15 protein-coding genes are annotated in these 19263 nt (G+C 39.9%); 13 read left to right on the top strand and 2 right to left on the bottom strand.

Going from position 1 to position 19263, the window contains the following annotated elements:
- Nucleotides 1-28 precede the first annotated feature (28 nt).
- From ACFILD_RS09345 to ACFILD_RS09315, 7 genes are all read left to right on the top strand, one after another.
- On the top strand, nucleotides 29-3226 hold the full coding sequence (locus ACFILD_RS09345) for a DEAD/DEAH box helicase family protein (RefSeq protein WP_375630996.1): 3198 nt from the start codon (nucleotides 29-31) through the stop codon (nucleotides 3224-3226).
- A gap of 316 nt (nucleotides 3227-3542) precedes the next feature.
- Nucleotides 3543-4793, top strand: a complete 1251-nt coding sequence (locus ACFILD_RS09340; protein WP_375665172.1) for an MFS transporter — start codon at nucleotides 3543-3545, stop codon at nucleotides 4791-4793.
- 998 nt (nucleotides 4794-5791) lie between these two features.
- Nucleotides 5792-7069, top strand: coding sequence for an MATE family efflux transporter (locus tag ACFILD_RS09335; RefSeq protein ID WP_375665171.1), 1278 nt, complete (start codon nucleotides 5792-5794; stop codon nucleotides 7067-7069).
- 316 nt (nucleotides 7070-7385) lie between these two features.
- The gene (locus ACFILD_RS09330) at nucleotides 7386-7574 is read left to right on the top strand and encodes an NADPH-dependent FMN reductase (protein ID WP_375612108.1); all 189 of its coding nucleotides are present in this window, start codon (nucleotides 7386-7388) and stop codon (nucleotides 7572-7574) included.
- Between the two features lie 40 nt (nucleotides 7575-7614).
- A complete protein-coding gene (locus ACFILD_RS09325; protein WP_273790372.1) occupies nucleotides 7615-7788 on the top strand; it encodes a hypothetical protein in 174 nt (57 codons plus the stop codon).
- A 423-nt stretch (nucleotides 7789-8211) separates the two neighbouring features.
- Complete coding sequence (locus ACFILD_RS09320) at nucleotides 8212-8388, top strand: hypothetical protein (protein ID WP_375665169.1); 177 nt, start codon at nucleotides 8212-8214, stop codon at nucleotides 8386-8388.
- Nucleotides 8389-8453: 65 nt separating this feature from the next.
- A complete protein-coding gene (locus tag ACFILD_RS09315) occupies nucleotides 8454-8603 on the top strand; it encodes a hypothetical protein (RefSeq protein ID WP_375640948.1) in 150 nt (49 codons plus the stop codon).
- Between the two features lie 973 nt (nucleotides 8604-9576).
- Here the strand turns inward: ACFILD_RS09315 and ACFILD_RS09310 are convergent.
- Both ACFILD_RS09310 and ACFILD_RS09305 read right to left on the bottom strand, forming a co-directional pair.
- On the bottom strand, nucleotides 9577-10797 hold the full coding sequence (locus ACFILD_RS09310) for an MFS transporter (protein WP_375663707.1): 1221 nt from the start codon (nucleotides 10795-10797) through the stop codon (nucleotides 9577-9579).
- A 10-nt stretch (nucleotides 10798-10807) separates the two neighbouring features.
- Nucleotides 10808-12061 carry a coproporphyrinogen-III oxidase family protein gene (locus ACFILD_RS09305; protein WP_375665167.1) on the bottom strand — a complete coding sequence of 418 codons (1254 nt, stop codon included), beginning with the start codon at nucleotides 12059-12061 and terminating at the stop codon, nucleotides 10808-10810.
- A 488-nt stretch (nucleotides 12062-12549) separates the two neighbouring features.
- Between ACFILD_RS09305 and ACFILD_RS09300 the strand changes: the two genes are divergently transcribed.
- The 6 genes from ACFILD_RS09300 to pgl all read left to right on the top strand — a co-directional run bounded on the left by ACFILD_RS09300 (nucleotide 12550) and on the right by pgl (nucleotide 19219).
- On the top strand, nucleotides 12550-13251 hold the full coding sequence (locus ACFILD_RS09300; protein ID WP_375665165.1) for a hypothetical protein: 702 nt from the start codon (nucleotides 12550-12552) through the stop codon (nucleotides 13249-13251).
- Between the two features lie 218 nt (nucleotides 13252-13469).
- On the top strand, nucleotides 13470-13685 hold the full coding sequence (locus tag ACFILD_RS09295; protein ID WP_375663704.1) for a class I SAM-dependent methyltransferase: 216 nt from the start codon (nucleotides 13470-13472) through the stop codon (nucleotides 13683-13685).
- 455 nt (nucleotides 13686-14140) lie between these two features.
- Nucleotides 14141-15568: a glutamine synthetase family protein gene (locus ACFILD_RS09290; RefSeq protein ID WP_273790377.1), complete on the top strand. Its 1428-nt coding sequence runs from the start codon at nucleotides 14141-14143 to the stop codon at nucleotides 15566-15568.
- Between the two features lie 11 nt (nucleotides 15569-15579).
- On the top strand, nucleotides 15580-16863 hold the full coding sequence (locus tag ACFILD_RS09285; RefSeq protein WP_375665196.1) for an NAD(P)/FAD-dependent oxidoreductase: 1284 nt from the start codon (nucleotides 15580-15582) through the stop codon (nucleotides 16861-16863).
- A 120-nt stretch (nucleotides 16864-16983) separates the two neighbouring features.
- The gene (gene zwf / locus ACFILD_RS09280; protein ID WP_375643335.1) at nucleotides 16984-18456 is read left to right on the top strand and encodes a glucose-6-phosphate dehydrogenase; all 1473 of its coding nucleotides are present in this window, start codon (nucleotides 16984-16986) and stop codon (nucleotides 18454-18456) included.
- A gap of 10 nt (nucleotides 18457-18466) precedes the next feature.
- On the top strand, nucleotides 18467-19219 hold the full coding sequence (pgl, locus tag ACFILD_RS09275; protein WP_273790379.1) for a 6-phosphogluconolactonase: 753 nt from the start codon (nucleotides 18467-18469) through the stop codon (nucleotides 19217-19219).
- Nucleotides 19220-19263: the final 44 nt, after the last annotated feature.

Below are 19263 nucleotides of genomic sequence, written 5' to 3'. Positions count from 1 at the left end.
ACTATAGAGAGACGATTGGGGCGGCGATATGAAACTTAAATTTAAACAACAAGAATTTCAAAATGATGCGGTTAAAAGCGTCATTGATTTATTTAAAGGCCAACCACGACGGAATTCTTCTATTTTCTTGCATTCAGAACAAGGACAATTAGCGTTAAATGAATTTGGTTATGGTAATCAATTATTGATCAGTGATGAAAGCATATTAGCAAATTTACAAGAGGTGCAACAGAACAATAAACTCTTGGCGAGTAAGACGCTAGAGCAAAAGCAGTTTTCTATTGAGATGGAAACGGGAACAGGCAAAACTTATGTCTATAGCAAGACGATTTTTGAGTTAAATCAACGCTATGGCTTTACCAAATTTATTATCGTCGTACCAAGTGTTGCTATTCGCGAAGGGGTGTATAAATCACTTCAGGTAACAAGGGAGCATTTTCAAGCAGAGTTTGATAATCTGCCCTATCGTTATTTTATTTATAATTCAAAAGATCTTTCGCAAATTCGCCAATTTGCAAGCTCTACCAATATTGAAATTATGATTATCAATATTGATGCATTTAAAAAAGCAGAAAATATTATCAACCTTCCGCAAGATAGACTGAATGGCGAAAGTGCTATGCGCTATATCCAAGATACAAATCCGATTGTGATCATAGATGAACCGCAATCGGTGGATAATACAGCAAAAGCGAAGGAGGCTATTGCGAGCCTTAATCCGCTTTGTGTTTTCCGCTATAGTGCCACGCATAAAGATGAGATTAATCTTTTATATCGTTTAACACCTGTTGATGCTTATAAAAAAGGACTGGTAAAGCAAATTTGTGTTTCTTCTAATCAGATAGAGCAAAATTTTAACCGTCCCTATATTGCCTTGAAATCCGTATCTCACAAACATGGCTTTAAGGCGCGCTTAGAGTTGGATATTGCGGGAAAGAATGGCACTGTGAGCCGCAAAACAGTTACAGTGAGACAAGGCGATGATCTGTATCGCGTTACGGGCGGGCGTGAGCTTTATAGGGGTTATATTGTTTCGGGTATCAATTGCATGGCGGGGGATGAAGCTGTTGAGTTTTCTGATACTGAAATTGTCAAATTTGGCCACGCCCTTGGTGATGTGAATACAATAGAGCTTAAACGCGCGCAAATTTATCGCACTATAGAAACACATTTAGATAAAGAATTGCGGCTTGCGCCTTTAGGGATTAAAGTTTTATCACTTTTTTTTATTGATGAGGTGGCTAAATATCGTAGCTCTGATGAAGAGCCAGCACTTTATGAGCGTATGTTTGAAGAATGTTATGAAGAGCTGTTGGCGAAAAAGAAATATGCCTCCTTGCGAACTAAGTTTGCACAAAATGTTCGAAACGTGCACGGCGGTTATTTCTCGCAAGACAAAAAAGGCGTCTATAAGGATACAAAGGGCGACAGCCAAGCTGATGATGACACTTATAACACGATTATGCGTGATAAGGAGTGGTTATTATCTTTTGCATGCCCCTTGCGTTTTATCTTTTCGCATTCGGCCTTGAGAGAAGGCTGGGATAATCCGAATGTGTTTCAAGTGTGTATGTTGATTGAGCAAAAATCGAATTTTACCGTACGGCAAAAGATTGGTCGCGGTTTGCGCTTGTGCGTAAACCAACACGGTGAACAGGTAGAAGATAAAGATATAAATGTGCTGCATGTCATGGTGAATGAAAGCTTTGCTGAGTTTGTGAGTACATTGCAAAAAGAATTAGAGGCGGATATTGGTTATAAACTTGGTACATTGCAGATGGAGCATTTGGTTGGCCGTATTTATGAAGATGTAAAATATGTGGCCGCTAAAGTGGAAGTATCGCAAGCACAAAAAATTGTTAAAATACTTGTTGCAAAAGATTTTATTGATGAGGCAGGTGTCGTTAAAGTAGATCAAGATTTAGTAGCGAGCGAATTTGATGCTATAGGGGCGGAGGAAATGCCACGCGAATTGCGTCAAGAAATTGTGAAAAAAACTGATGCGGGCGCGCTTATTAATGTTGAGACGCTGCAAGATCTGATTTATATGACAACTGTGACAGAAACAAAAATTCTGTCTTCGCAAGAGGCTGCTGATATATTGGTTGAGTTGCGTGAAAAAGCCTTGCTTACATCAGCAGGAAAAATCACAGATACATTAAAAGCGCAATGGGCGACTGGGACGTTAGATTTAAGTGAACGTTTTAGTAAAGGGCAGAAGCAGGCTGTGCTACAGGCGCTAGAAGCGAGCCAAGCCATGCCGATTATTCGTAATGCTACGCGCGAGGTGCGGGTTAAGCTTAAAAAGCAAACAGTGGCTTCACCAGAGTTTTTGGCCTTGTGGGAAAAGATCAATAAAAAGACCACTTATCGTGCAAAGCTTGATCGCACAGAGTTTGTTGCCAAAGCAGTGGATGCAGTGGAAAAAATGGCGCCAGTTGCGCCCGCGCATTTGGTTTATCAGACAGCAGAGATAGAACTGGATAGTGCTGGTGTGACCTATGAAGAGCAGTTATTAAAGCAGAGTGCGCTTGATTATAGTTTTTGTGCACTGCCGAACATTGTACATTATTTGACCTTAAAGCTGAAATTAACCACAAAGACAATTATTGGTATTTTGACCAAGAGTGGCCGTGAGCATGAGTTTGTAAAAAATCCACAAGCTTTTTTAGAGCGCATAGAAGAAATACTCAATAAAACCCATGTTAATCTTACAATTGATGGCATTAAATATTTAAAGCTGGTCGGGCAAGAATATAGTGTGCAAGAGCTTTTTACCAGTGAAGAGCTTGTGGCAAATTTAGAGCGTACAGCTGTTGTGAGTGAGAAGAGTGTGTATGATCATGTGGTTTATGAAAGCAGTGTGGAGAAAGAGTTTGCACAAAGTCTTGAAAATGATCCTGAAGTCAGATTGTTTTTTAAACTACCAAGAAGTTTTAAAATAGCCACTCCCATTGGTTCTTATACGCCTGATTGGGCAGTTTTTTTAGAGCGAGATGGCGAACAAAAGCTTTACTTTGTGCTGGAGACAAAAGGGGCAAATAGCGAGTTTGATTTGCGACTTAAAGAAATACTGAAGATTAAATGCGGCAAAGCGCATTTTGCTGCACTGCAAACGAGCGTTGCGTTTAACGACCAGCCGGTGATAAATTGGCGTGAATATAAGCGTACTTTGCCCGAAGGGGCGCATGAGTTTCCAAGTGCTGCGGTGGTTGTTACAGAATGATTGGAGCATGAAATACTTAAGGGGGAGGGGAGAAAAGCTTTTTATATCAAAATAATAAATTGATAAAAGGTAGTTATAATGTACACTTCATGTTGAATTTAATTGTTTTCATTTAATACAGGAGGTAAAGTTATGAAAACTAAAGATATGTATAAACCACTGAAAAAAAATTAAACGGGTTGATGTTGCTGCGCTCAAAGCCCGAGCAAGTGAGCAGAAAATGGTTGCTTGAGGCGCTTCTATGAATTGAAGTTTTAAAATATACAAAGCTGGCGGCAAAAAAAAGGTGCCAGCTTTATAGCTTTTGGATATATTAATGACGATAGATTATGAAGTTAAAAAGGTGCTCTATGGCTGTGGGGCAATGAGCGGGGTTCGGCTGATTACAGTTTCCTTCCATGCTTTTTTTTTCTTGTCTATGGGCGTTAGTATAGCACAGTTAGCCTTATTACAAATTGTATTTAGCGCGGCTATTTGTATTTTTGAAGTGCCTTGTGGAATTTTAGGAGATAAAATTGGCGTTAAAAAAAATGTTATCTTATCATGTTTCTTTTTTTCGCTCTTCTTCTTTTTATGTATTTACGCGCCTAATCTTTCTGTCTTAATTCCGGCAGAAATTATATATGCTTTAGGCTTTGCTTTATGTTCTGGCGCTGATAGTACATGGATTAAAGGCTTAATCGATAGCGGTGGTTACAAGGGTAGTTTGATCTACCACCAAGTAAATGCCTATAAACGGGAACTAACGGCATTCATGAATATGGTTGCTGGTGCGCTAGGTGTTCTTATTGTTTTGTGTATGGATAATTATCAGTCGGCATATTATTTTTGTTCTTTCGGGTTTCTCGTGCTTGTATTCTTGTTTAGTCGGGTGACGGGGATAGCTATTGCATCCGTTTCGGGTAGTCAGCCAATAAAATCGGGTTCTTTGTTGCATGCAACAGAAGCTTTTACTTATTTAGTTACCTCAAAAATCGGGTTATATTATATATTGATATGTGGTTTTATTGTTGCTGCATTGCAGCCAATATTTCATTTTTGGCAACCTTTTATTTTGGGACAGACAGGAGTATTAGACAATGCGACAGGAAAGACTAAAATTCTTATTCTTGGCCTGTGCTTTGTGTCTTATACCCTCGTAAAATACTTATTTAATCGCTTTGTAATTAAATATTTTATGCAAAAATATGCTCCTATGGCGATAACTTTGTGCTCACTCGTCCTAAGTGCTGTTGTTATGCTTGCTCTGCTTCTCGTTGCAAACAGTTGGGCTCCTATTATTTTATTCACCGTATTTCACAGTTTTTTTTCTGTTCCTATGACGCAGTTTGAAGCAGAGTTTTTTAAACATATTCAACAAAAGAATGCAAATACGGTTTTATCCATGGTTAGTTTTCTTGCGCGTATTTTTGGTATTTTAGCGCTTGTGCTGATTGGTTGGTTGGCAAATAATGTTTGTATAGAAGCAGCTTTTTGTTTTGCCTTGGTTTGTATATGTTTAATTATCCCGCTTAATTTGGCCTGGCTTTATACTGATAAAAAGTTAATAAAAAACGAAGAGGTTTGAAAGTGAAGATACAGTTGAACAGGGACTTGCCTGTGACTTACATAAAGACACAGGAAAAAATAGTGTGTGGGTCATCTTATATGGATTGAGTCGAAATTAATAGCTGTCCATCGTTTTTAGTAGAGATGCTTATCGATTTGAATACATCAAATGATTGTGCGGCTATTAGCCAGAAATATCGCGAACGAGCATATCAAGAGGATATGATATTGATGTGTTGTTAAATGAATACTTCAGATTGGATTCGGAGGTGGACAAAATTATTATTTTTGGAGAGGGCAATCATTCATATGAAGTCTCTATAGTTTTGTGATGTGGACATGGTGCGTATAGTTATAGAATGCTCTCCTAGTGAGTGCTAGATGGTGCTTTTGCGTCCGTAAAATATTGTGCGTTGGTTGTTGAACTAAAGTTTCATAATTTTAGATCGTAGAGCGGTGGGGCATCGAGGTGTCTTATGTATCATAAACGCTCTTTTTTAATTGGTGTATAGGCACAATGGATTGTAAAAATGCTAATGCCTGTGTTTTTTGACAACTTGGTCGGCTTTGTTTTTTTACATATGTAAGCAGCGAGTAAGCAAAGGTTAGCACAGGTGTATTACTTGCAGTACCAAAAAGTTTGATTAAAAATACTAAAAATGGATATACAAGACGAACAAACGGCTCGCTGAGGATCTTTTATCAATGACTGTAGTTGCTTGGGGGCATAATATTGTACAAAAAAACGCATGGCATAAAGTCCAAAAAACCAATAAAGGTGCATTGCGCTTCTTTTTTAAGAACTGGGCATCTCCTCTTACCTTAATGCGTTCTCATTATGCATCCTTTACACAAGACTTGCGATGGAAAGACTTTACGGAAAAAATCAATGTGTTTTGTTTAAAAGATCCGAGCTTAATATGCCCTTCAATATGGAAAGATATTTCACAATGTTTGTTGTGATGAAGCAATTGCTCTCTCTTGGCATGCCACTGGCTATAGGGTTTATCATCTCAGATGATGATTTCCTTCACAGATGCAGCGCTTGTAGCGCATTTAGGCGTGCAAGCCTTGAGTGGTACAATGTTAGCTCTGAGTATATTTAGTTTTGTTATGTTGTTTGGGCTAGGTATTATTACCGCGGTTGCACCAAAACTTGCGGAAAGTTTTCGTAGACAAGATAGATATGCATTAAAGGCATGGTTTGATCAAGGAATATGGCTTTCCCTTGTGATTGGAATGATGAGTGCAATCATTTTACTCAATACGAGGAATATTTTGTGTTTTCTCGGCCAAGATGAGACAATTGCCAATATAGCGCAGGAATATAATAGTGGTGCTGCTATAGGAGTGGTGTTTTTTTATCTTTATGTGAATAGCCGGGGATTACTGTCAGCAATTGGTAATCCAAAGCCCTTAACCTGGGTTATGCTTGCGGCTATCCTCGTAAATTTTCTTATCTCTTGGCTGCTTATTTTTGGTATAGGTTCTGCAAGCGGATTAGGTGTCTTTGGTGCAGGAATTGCGAGCAGTTTGATCCGTATTTTAATTGTTATTGCAGCAGCAATAATATTGTCCCGCAATTCTGCTTTTCATTCTTTTCGCTTTAATTATTTGAGACCAAAGTTAGAGATTTCACGAATAATAAAATTGCTGCGAGTAGGGCTACCCATTGGTATACGTATTCTTATTGCGGAGGGTTTTCCTTCTGTTATTGCATTTATGATTACGGCTTATGGGGTCGAATCTTTGGCCGCGCATACGATAGGGATGCGTCTCGATATGCTTATTTCTGTGGTGGCTTTGGGGATTTCCAGCGCAGCTGCGACAATAGCAGCGTGGTATAGAGCAGATAGGAATAATATGGCTCTAAAACAGCTGCGTATGAGTGTCACAGTTTTTGCTGTAGCTTATGTCTTATTTTTATCAGTGGTTGTTTATCTCTCTTATGAATTTATCCTTACAACCATCTTTAATATTTCTGAAGACAGCGTTGTTGTTTTCTCTTGGAAGTTGCTTCCGTTCATCTTATTGTCTTTTGCTTTTGGCACTTTAGGAGCTATGCTCAATGGCATACTTGTGGGTTTGCTTGATACGTTTTGGTCAACAATTGTTGTAGCAATAAGTTATTGGGGGTTAGGCCTATTTGGGGGAGCGCTAATGGCAAATTTTTTTGAATATGACTTTATTGGCTATTGGCTTGGCATGATTGGTGCAAGCTTAATCGTTTCTCTCTTTAATTATATGCGCGTGGGTTATTTAATAAAATGCAATCCTATGTTTGGGGCAGAGTGAGTGTTATAAAAGCGCTTGTAAAGCACTAGCTGTGAAGGCTTAGCTACTCACCATCCATAGAGGCTGTTTTTACTTCTATGGAGATAACAATATAGGTTACAAAACTTGCTTAATATTGAAAAGAAGTGTCTTTGATTGTAGCCTCAATATTATTTGTTGAGTTTTTAAAATAATATGGGTTTATTAAAATCATTTGGCTACAATTTAAGAGTAAGTTCGGTAGATTGGAAGAGTTTAATACCTTAAAAAATGACGAGAAAAAACGTGCTTATATTCATACGCCGTTGAGGAGGCATTTAAAAAAGTTGTTGTTTTTATAAGTCATTACCATTGTGATGCTAAAACGCATGCATTTGTCAAAACAATCGCAGACGCTAACGATGTTATTCTTGCAAGCCCTGTTTATCACGGGTCTTATTCAGGGGGATTGAAGAATGCTCTTGATAATTTAGAGTATAATGCTTTTGGGATAAAGTTTTTAGTCATCTCTCTCATGACAATATAACCCAAAATGCGCACTGCCCTGTGTATATTTGGTACCAATTGTGCATACGCTTTATGGACAGGCGCTGCAATATCAAGTTGCTTCGGCTAAAGATGATTTTGCGTTTGAGAATGAAAACCGTACACGGAGACTTAGCAGCGTAAATGTACGGGCTTGCTGCGCACATCTTGCTGATAAAATGTACAATAAGGGTGGAGGATATGATCAAAAATGATAGGAAATACCGTTATTTAGTCATTGGTGGTGCAGGAATATTGGCTCCCTTCGCCGGTTATTAGGGCTGAACAACGTGATTATCGCAGCGCGTTTTCGTTCTCATCAATCCAAAATTGAGTTATTTCAGACAAGGGCTAAATGTATATTTTGGAGATTATTATAAGCCATAGGCACAATTTTTAAAAGGGGTACCCCTATGGACGGGCTTGAAATATTGCATATTATGGGGGGCATTCGCTTGCACATGCATTTTCGTGTAGGTTGAGATTGAGCGGTTGGCCTTCTTACCGAAGCCTCTGCGTATTGTTCATGTTTTTGGTTCTAATGCAGAGGATAAAATAATCTCTGGATGTGCGCATCACAATGAGATTGATCCCATATCTGTAAAATTAGGTCGGAAAAGGCGATCATATGGCCGGCGGTGGTCAATGAGAAGAGTGTATATGATCATGTGGGGTTTATAAGAGTAATATTGAGAAAGAATTTGCGCAAAATTAATGATAATGCCTCCGAAGTAAAATTATTTTTTAAATTGCCAAGGAGCTTTAAAATCGTGGCGCTCATAGGCTCTTACACGCCGGATTGGGGGGTGTTTTAGAGTGAGATGGCGCGCAAAAGCTTTATTTTGTACTGAAAACAAAAGGAACGAATAGCGAGTTTGATTTGCGCCTTAAAGAAATGCTGAAGATTAAATGCGGCAAGGCGCATTTTACCGCCCTTGAGACTGGTGTGGTGTTTAACGAGGCACCGGTGATGAGTTGGCGCGATTCTAAGCGGGGGATGGTGGTAGAGAGAGTTGGGGGGCTGTGGTAGGAGTGGGGGGCACGAATGACGCTGTCTTTAGTTGCGTACCGCCAAGCTAATTTTGTGCTTTGCGAAATTAGCCAAGGCTTTTGGACGTACCGCGTTTACCGCGTAATAAAATCTTATGAATATCATGCAGAAGGCGCACAGAAATGGGTGATTGCGTGTCTAGCATTCCCAATGCCGTAATTAAGTACAGCCACAAATGAGATAGCTCTTCAATATCATCAGTCGCACTAATACTTTTTCTTTATTTTCAAACAATAATAGGTCAGATGGTAACGATTATGTCCTTTCTATCTGAGAAAAGAGTAGCACCGCTTGCGTATATGCACGAGTAAAAGTCAATCAACATTGGTCTGAGGTAAAAACAGCCAATTATTTCTAATACACCTAAGGATTTCATAGCTTGCTCTAACGGTTTATATAAATCCGCCCTTTTAAAAGGTGGATTGGGTGGAAAATTTATTGGGATATAGGCTTTATGAATCTCTCGAACTAAGCTTCCTACTATGCAGGCCCTAAGGCGTGATTGCATATATGGTCGCATCTGTTGCTCGTTGTGTAGGCAGAGATCCTAAATTAGGAAAGGAGGGCTGGTCTTTTAATTACAAAGGAAGAATACGGCGCGTAAGTGCAACAAAATGTATTTTGAGGAGCGGTAAAGGGGTGAGGCATTTGATGTCCAGCGGGTGACGGATTAACTGGAGTATAAGTAGGCATTGCTAGGGCGGAGTTTTTAGTTAAGAATTGCGCTCTGTGCGCTATAAGCTCTCTGCATCCTTCATATAGGCGTTGGATCATCGCCCAATGCAACGTAAAGGGGCTGTTTTGTCTTTAGCGCTTGTTTGGCTGCTTCTATAGTGCCGCTGGCTCTATCAGCCATTATGGTTATAATTTCCTCGTCCAAAGAACAGATCAATCGATTGCGTAATAGGGTATGTGTGCCTTTTTTGACCGTGTCTTTTTTAAAAAGCAGCTGTTACCTCGTGGCAGGATTGGGTGTGTTTATATGATCAGCCTGCCAAAGAAATGGAAGCGTTATCGCGATAGCCACCAATAGTAGTCCAGCGATAAAGGCGGCAGCAAACTGCAATGATATAAAAGAACCAAGGACGCCGACCAAAAAGCTTCCGACCGGCATTCCAGCATAGCCTATCACCCGAAAAGCAGAATTAGCTCGCCCGAGAAGTTGCTTTGGTGTGAGGCGCTGCCTGAAGGCGGTAACACCAATAAACCATAAGCTTGCTCCAACGCCAGCGATAAAGGTGACGCCCCATACGACGACAGCACTTTTTGAAAAGGCTGGAATCAGCAGCAAGACAACCGTTCCTAAACCGTCAGTGAGAACAGCTAGGCGCACCGGTGCATAACGTATACGCGGCGCAAATAGGGCACCTGCCATTGTTCCAAGCGCGTAGGCCGCAAACATGACGCCATATTGGCTGCTATGTAGGCCCAGATACCGACTGTCGGTAACGAAGAAGATGAACGAGGTTAGGAATGCTCCAAATACCACCGATAGAAAGAATGTGAGTAATGTAAGGGAGGTAAGATGCCGATTTGAAAAAATGAAACGAAAGCCGGCAATAATATAACGGAAAGTGATGTTTTCTTTATCAAGTGTTGGCGATGTCGGAACAGCACGGCGAGCGGTAAAAATCAATGTGATAAAAAGCACGATTAACAAGCCAAGAAATAGCAGTGTGCCATGCCCTAAAATGCTGCTTGTTATGACAGGGGCAAGAAAATAGGAGACCCCGAAATCTAAAAACAAGACAATTGAGTAGAAGGTCATCAATCGCTCTCCCTCCATGATAAGTGGTGGAATCGTCATTATATAAGCTTCGGCAGAAACGACGATGAATCCAGCAATGGTTGCATAGAAGAAAATTTGTTCGGCTGGAGCAATCTGTATCATGAGCAGTACGAACAGGACAATATGCAGTAGCATGAAGATGAGGAGAGCTGTGGTGGCAAGTTTTATTTTGTCGCAGCGATCAAGTAAAGCGCCTGCAAGGATGCCGAAAATTGGCCACGCTAATGAGAAGAGACCTTGCGACCAACTTACTCCGACTACGCCATATCCAGATTGTCTTGCTAATAGCGGGATGGCAGTGCGCAAAGCACCGCTGAGTAAGGCGAGCAGACTAACGGTTAGGCAAAAATAGCGTATGTTCCTGTTGGCAAAAAGCGTGAACATTCTTTTCTCCTTAAGATGCCATACAGGTTTCCGCTGTTCCATCAAGTACGGCGGTTGTATTCAGCATGTTTGCGACATAGCCGTCCAAGATATTCCTATCTGCCTGAGGTAGAAGAAAATACATAAGGTTGGAATACCATTGCCAACCACGCTGAGTCAGCTGGAGATCGTTATCACTTTCTACGATGAGACCTGCACCTATGAGCTGTTGTAGGTTATTGTATACGAAAGAGGGGAGTGCGGTCCAGTCAATTCTTTCTTTTTTGGCATAGCCGTTATAAGGTAGCCGCATACACAAAGCTTTGGAGGCTTGTTGCTCCGCTGATACCCAATTGTAGTATACTTTGGATTTGCCTTTAAGTTGTATGTCGGTAATGTATCCGCTTCGACTGGGATTGGCTCGTGTGACGAGTGAGCCGAGAATCGACATTGCTGACGCCCCGAAGCCAACCACATAATCGTCATGATAACCATGCAAATATTTGTGATAGCGGAAATAATTAGCTGAACTCGTTTTAGCGAGCGTTAGAGGAGTGTTGTTGGCAATTTTGATATAGGAATGCCCATTACACGGCGCATAGCCGCAGCTGCGCATAACGATGTCGCTAAATAAGCGAAGCATCTGTCGATGCTGTAGGCTGGATGGCTTTAGCCCTTTTTGTGCGTAAGACTTATGCAGTTGCGACGTGATAGCCAGATTGTTGATTGCATAGAGGTTGATGGTTTCAGGGTGAAGCTCGCTGGCTTGCTTCAAATCGTATAATAGTTCTTCGGCTTGCTGGCTGTGCATGCCATATAGTAGGTCGAAACCGACATGTCCAATTATCTCTTGTGACCAAGCCACGGTATTGTTGATTTGTTCACGTGTTGAGGTGAGGTTAAACAATGATCGGAAACGCTCAATGAAACTCTGTATACCGAAGCTGATCCGGTTAACGCCGATCTCACGGGCAGCATAAAGTTTATCACGTGTGACGCTCTTCGGTTCGCTTTCCAGTGTAAATTCGGCTAAGGAAGAGAGCTCAAATTCGGCATGCAATACTTTTCCGATGTGTCGGATATTATCTGCGGACAAAAGCGACGGTGTGCCGCCCCCTATATAGATGCTGCGGATGTGCCCTCTAAGCGAGCGAATGAAATTTCCTTTGTTTCTGATCTCTGTGGTAAGCGCTGACATATAAGATTCGATTTGCTTAACGTGCTTGTAGGCTCCTTTCTGAAAGGGACAGAAGGAACAGATGGTTTCGCAAAAGGGAATATGCAAATAAAGAGAAATGGTACGCGCTTATGGAATTTTCTTACTGTGCGCTAGTTTATTAAAGTCTAGGTAATCGTAAAATTCATTTGAAATAGTGCGAAATAACGGATATGTGAAGTTGTAAATCGTCTTGAGTTGGTCGAACTTCACAAAAGGATGATCCACGAGTTGCATAACTTACCTCCCCCAATTTCTTAACTCGCACTATATTATTGACGGGCGACTGGTGACCCAATCACCCGAGTGTATTATCAAAGATTTTCACGGAACATAATGAATCCTCCTTTTGTAGAAGTTATATGTATTATACATATAACTTCTTATATGAACAGGCGAGCTTGTTTAAGAGGCAATGTAAAGATAAAAATATAAAAGAACTTTCTCTTGCAGCCTTATGGTCTGATATTGTAATTGGTATCCTGTTTTACGTGGTCGGGCTATGAATGCCTAGGGCGAGAAAAAGCAGGGTATTTTAATGGACGTGCGGGGCATCATTGTTATGTTCCTGGGACTTGGAATTTGCGTCTGGTTATGAAATATCATTAGTGCAAAAAGATGATTTTAAAGGTAGATATATATTTTTTGATATCCCTGTAAAACTTCGAGAAGAGATAGAATTATCTATTAGAAAACATATAAATGTCCAGTGTGATAATATTATCGAATTACATGACATCATCGCTCTTGCCCGCCATTTTGACATATTGCCTAAAATCTCATTGAGATTGTGCCATGTACTGGCAAACGGGGATAGATTGCGTTTTGGTATGACTGCGGCGGAGTTACGTGCCGCATTATCTTTGCTAGAATCCAATAGGATTAGGCTTAATGGGGCGCCTTTGCATGTGGGCTCTAATTTGAATTCGACTGAGTTAATAGTATCCACCTTAACTAAGGCTGGAAAGGATATTTACGCATTGAAGGATCAAAAAAGTTTTATCAGTCTAGGCGGGGGATATCCGACTTCCACAGCGTTCTGCGATGCCGTGACGATCAATGACGAATACTCTCGTAAAATTTATGAGGCATTATCACAATTGGGTTGTGATTTACATAAGCTTACGGTAATTATTGAATCTAGGCGTATTATATCTGAAGATTATGGTTATTTATTTTCTATAAAAGAGCAGAGTGGTACGAACTTAATTACAATCTGGGCTCTGGGGATGTGTACTCAATCTGCACAGTATCACTAGGTCATAAGTCAAAGTATGTGAAAGCAACTGATACAAAAAAGATTTTACGATGGTGGAAGATCGACGATGAAGGACTTTAGTTCAAAGGAAATTGATATTATTGTGTTCTCATATCCTGATTTTTTGGCTTTTTAGATATAAATAACACACCTCCTAGTGGGCTGGAGACTATCAAATGTTGGATCACGCATGGCGCAATTAGCAAAAATTCCTATCTATTGGATTTGGTATGCTCTACTGGATTCTCAGCTCTAAATATTGTGTGCGAAGTGCAATGTCAAGCGGTGGAAATTGATATAAGTGCAGAGTTTGTACCATTCGCTCAGAACAAGGTTGATAGCTCTGTTATGCAGGCGATGGTTAAGTTTCATGTCGGAAATGTTGAGCGTATGTCTTATCCTGAAAATACATTTACGCATATTATGGCGGGGTGAGTGTTTGTAAGCACAGCTGTAAAGGCTACTCACCATGCCTAGGGTGTTTACTTCTATGTGGATAACAATAGAGTTACAAAACTTGCTTCATATTAAAAGAAAAGTTTCCTTTCTTTTAATTAAGCATTGCGACAACCAAAAGGAAATTAAATATCTCGCCTTTATTATTCTCACCAATGTTTGCTTATATATGATTATTTGAATCGGAATTAGATTACGTACAATATGGTATTTCTCGCTGTTTTATATAAGGAGAAGGTTAGCACCGATGTATCGCGTGCAATATCATTTTTTTCACTATGGTGATAGGATAGCTTGTTGAGCGTAAAGTTCTTTTACCTTGATGGATCTTATAGTATTATTCAAAATATCAGTTGATAAATTTTTTTCGTGTCGTTTATGCATGGGCTGATACAATAAGAATAGGACTTGATTGTTTTTAAAGTTGGTATGTTATGGATGTAAAAAATGGTAAACAAACGAAAAGTAAGAATTTTAAACCTGTTTCTCGTTTTCTCAAAAGTTTACGTGGTGTGCACAATTGGGAACAAGTTTCACAATGGCTTGCTTTCCGTAAGGTAGAGGATATTGAATGTATTACGCCTGATCAAGCAGGGGTACCACGGGGCAAGATGATGCTTTCTAAAAAATTTACATCGGAAACATCATTGGCATTGCCTTCAGCAGTTTTTATGGCAACAATTTCAGGGGATTATCCGGAAGATGGTCATGGTTTTGAATATCCTAAAGCAGATGGTGATTTACGCCTTGAGCCTGATCTTTCTACGTTAAGCATTGTTCCATGGGAAGATGCTCCTACGGCACAGGTGATTTGTGATCTTGTGTATCAAAATGGTCAGGTTGTGGATTACACACCACGCAATGTTTTACGAACGGTGGTTCACTTTTACACAAAAATGGGTTTAAGCCCTGTTGTTTCACCAGAAATTGAGTTTTATTTGGTACAAAAAAATCCCGATCCTGATTATCCGTTAGTTCCACCGGTTGGTCGTTCTGGACGTTCAATTGGTGGTGGACAGGGGTATTCCATTGCTGGTGTGAATGAATTTGATGATTTGATTGATGATATTTATCAATTTTCAGAGGCACAAGGATTGGAAATTGATACCCTCATTCATGAAGAAGGAGCAGGACAGTTTGAAATCAATTTACGTCATGGTGATCCTATTGAATTAGCGGATCAAGTTTTTATGTTTAAACGAACAATTCGTGAAGCAGCACTAAAACATAATATGTATGCAACTTTTATGGCAAAACCCATTCAAGGGCAGCCGGGTTCTGCTATGCATATTCACCAATCGGTTGTTGATAAGAAAACCGGTATGAATATTTTTACACAGGAAAATGGTGAAGAAAGTATCTGTTTTCGCCATTTTATTGGTGGATTGCAAAAACATATGCCAGGGGTACTTGTGATGCTTGCACCTTATGTGAATTCTTATCGACGTCTTGTTCCTGATAATTCGGCTCCTGTTAATTTGCGATGGGGATATGATAATCGTACTACAGCTTTTCGAGTTCCTCGTTCTGCTCCTCAAGCGCGGCGTGTTGAGAATAGACTTCCTTCATCAGATGCGAATCCTTATTTAGCCCTTGCAGCTTCTTTAGCGTGTGGTCTTATTGGTTTGCAACAAAAAATTGAGCCGGATGAGCCAGCGACAAATAATGTAAACGCTGATAATATTGAGTTGCCGCGTGGACTCATTGAGGCAGTCAATTTGTTTGAACAAGATACAGTGATACGTGCTATTTTAGGGGATGTGTTTGTCAGTACTTATGCTGCAATCAAACGCCAAGAGTTTGAAACTTTTATGGAAGTAATCAGTCCGTGGGAGCGTGAATATCTCCTGCTGAATGTTTAAATTTTATGACGATGATTGATTATAATTCAATTTCTCCAGGAATTTCTTGGTATGAAGATGCTTTAAGAGAACGTCCATCGTATCCTTCTTTTTGTGAAAACAGACAGTGTGATGTGGTCATTATTGGAGGCGGATTTACGGGTCTTTCGGCTGCTTATCATTTAGCCAAAGCTGGAGTAGATGTTGTTTTATTTGAAGCATCACGTTTTGGTGATGGTGCTTCAGGGCGCAATGGTGGACAGCTGGGAACAGGGCAACGGCAATGGGTAGAAACATTAGAAAAAAAGTATGGTTTTGAGCGAAGTAAGGCTCTGTTTGATTTGGCAGAAGAAGCTAAAAGAGATATTTTAGCTTTATGCGCAATGCCTAATTGTCCGTGTGATTTGATAGGAGGACAGCTTTCTGTAACTCATAAAAGGCGTGAGCTTCTCTCTTATCAACGGCATATTGAGGCGATGCAGCGTTATGGCTATCACGCGCTTACTTTTATGGATAAGGCTGAAACATTTGAGCGACTTGGATCAACTTTTTATTGTGGTGGTATTTATGATGCGGATACCGGTCATATAAATCCCTTAAAATTGATTATTGGGTTGGCAAAAAGAGCACAAGATGCTGGTGCTAAGCTTTATGAGAAGTCACAAGTAACGACCGTAAGGCGCAAGGGAGCACATTGGAAAGTAATAACAGAAAAAGGCAGTGTAACAGCAGAGCATGTTTTACTTGCAACAAATGGGTATAAACTTGGTCTGGAGCGTTTTATTGAAAAAAATATTGTTTCTATTCGCTCTTATATTGGAGCAACGGACCCATTACCAAAGCATAGTTCAATTCTTATAGGGGGGGAATCGGTTGATGATTCCCGTTTTATGGTTCGCTATTTTTGCAAAAGCATTGATAATCGCCTCTTATTTGGTGGTGTAGAAAGTTATGATAATAAGCATCCTCTAAATTTAGATGAACGTATAAAACGGCAAATTGTTGAAATTTATCCTCAATTACATTCTATCAATTTAAGCCATCGGTGGGGAGCAACGGTTGCCATCACAGTTGAACGCATGCCCTATGTTCGCCAAATTTTTTCAAGGATGACTTATTGTGGTGGTTATTCAGGGCATGGCGTTATGCTGGCTCCTTTCGTGGGAAAATTATACGCAGAATGGTTAACTGGAAAATATGAACGTTTTTCCTATTTCCAAGACTTAAAGATTTCATCTTTTCCGGGGGGAAGAGTTTTGCGTTATCCGCTTATATTTTTAGCAATGCGTTGGTTTTCTTTATTGGATCGCCTTTAATGGAAACATTGCTTGAAATGAAGAAAATTAATGGCTTATTTAGTATCTGTCTGCTTTAATGATGAAAGCTTTTATAAGTGATATGGGATTTCATAATCGAATAGAAAAATAAACAAGTTCATGGTGCGTAAAATTATTCCAGTTTCTTCCTTTGATTGTATTGTTTTTGGTGGCAATGGTGATCTGGCGTTGCGCAAGCTTTTGCCGGCTTTGTATCATTGTCAGTGTGCTGGGCAATTCAGTGAGCCAACACGTATTATTGGGGTTTCGCGCACTTCCTTAAGTCGTGAAGAATATCAAAATTCTATCCGTCTTTCTTTAGAAAAACATATCCATCCAAAAGATCTAAATTCAACAGAACTCAATCATTTTCTTGCACGTTTAACTTACGTTTCTGTTGATGTTTCCTCAAATCGAGGGTGGGAGGATTTAGCTCTCCTTCTGTCACAAGATTCAGCGGATATTCGAGCTTTTTATTTGGCTGTTGGTTCGTCACTTTTTGCTGATATTGCGATGAAGTTGGAAAAAAATGATTTGGTGACACCACAAACACGGATTATCATTGAAAAACCAATTGGTTGCGATGTAAAAACAGCGGTTTCACTTAATGATGTATTTGCAAGCGCCTTTAATGAAGAGCAGATCTTTCGTATTGATCATTATCTTGGGAAGGAAACTGTTCAAAATTTAATGGCATTGCGGTTTGTTAATACACTTTATGAACCGCTATGGAACTCCAATTATATTGATCATGTTCAAATAACCGTTGCTGAATCTTTAGGGTTAGAAGGGCGTACAGAATATTATGAAAGCACTGGTGCTTTACGCGATATGGTTCAAAACCATATGCTACAATTACTTTGTTTGGTTGCGATGGAAATACCATTTACCAACAGTGCTAATGCTGTACGTGATGAAAAACTTAAAGTTTTACATTCTTTAACACCGCTTGATGTCCATAATGTAGGGCAGCATACTGTACGTGGGCAGTATCTTTCTGGTCTATCAAATGGTATATCTGTAGAGTCTTATTTTGATGATTTGGGAAGAGTGAGTAAGAGCGAAACATTTGTAGCCCTTAAGGTTAAGATTGATAACTGGCGTTGGGCTAATACGCCTTTTTATTTACGAACAGGTAAGCGCATGTTCACGAGAATGTCTGAAATTGTTGTGGTTTTTAAACCTATTCCTCATAATATTTTTAATGTGGATTTAGATGAAATTTTTTCTAATCGGCTTGTAATTCGTCTCCAACCTGATGAAGGTGTAAAACAATGGTTGATGATTAAGGATCCAAGTTATGGCGGTATGCGGTTTCGTCACATTCCATTAGACATGAGTTTTGCTTCCGCATTTTCTGAACGTAATCCTGATGCTTATGAACGTTTATTAATGGATGTTATTCGTGGAGATCAAACACTGTTTATGCGTCGTGATGAAGTTGAGGCTGCTTGGCGTTGGATTGATCCAATCATTGAGGGGTGGGAAGCAATAAAACAGCCTGTTCACAGTTATAATGCTGGTTCGTGGGGGCCGTCTGCTTCGATGAGCCTCATGGAACGTGATGGGCGTATATGGAACAATTTAGTTTAGAGCAATAAGTATGTATAGAATGAATATTGACCGTTTAGATTTTGAAACCCCTCAGACTTTAGCCTTGGCATTGGCAGATCGAGTAGCCGCAGAGCTTAGTGTATCTGTTCTTGAGCGCAAGAGAGCAGTTTTAGCGGTGTCTGGTGGTAAAACACCAGCATTGTTTTTTCATTATTTGTCAAAAGCGGATATTGATTGGCAAAATATTATTATCACTTTGGTCGATGAACGTTTTGTCCCTACACACGATGAACGTTCAAATGAACATATGGTACGGTGTCATTTGTTACAAAATTTTGCCGAAAAAGCACGTTTTGTAGGGCTTTATCATAAAGCAATTACTGCTGAACTTGCTGCTTTTTCAGCGGCGAGTCGTGTTAATACTTTGCCTAAACCCTTTGATGTTGTTGTTTTAGGAATGGGGCAGGATGGACATACGGCTTCTTTTTTTCCTGATGCTGATCGTTTAAAGCAAGCGCTTGATTTACGAACACAAGCACTTGTTTTACCCCTTCATGCTAAGAGTGCTGTTGAGCCAAGACTCTCACTAACTTTGCCAGTTATTATGCAATCTCGTTGTATTATTCTCCATTTTGAAGGTTTTCAGAAACGCGATTGTTTTGAAGAGGCTTGTCAAGACGGGTCTGAAATAGAAATGCCTATTCGGGCAATTTTGCGTAATTCCCCTCATCTCGTTCAGGTTTATTGGTCGCCTGCAGAAAATGAAATAAGTGAATCAAAATATGCGACACAAGGTGAATAAAAACGTAATCTCTCTCAATGAATGAGGGGCAGCAACAATGAAAG

It is taken from the genome of Bartonella sp. CL162QHHD, from assembly GCF_042195435.1.
Taxonomy (GTDB): domain Bacteria; phylum Pseudomonadota; class Alphaproteobacteria; order Rhizobiales; family Rhizobiaceae; genus Bartonella.
The sequence above is the reverse complement of the archived record's forward strand: the minus strand, read 5'-3'. Positions and strand labels throughout refer to the sequence as shown.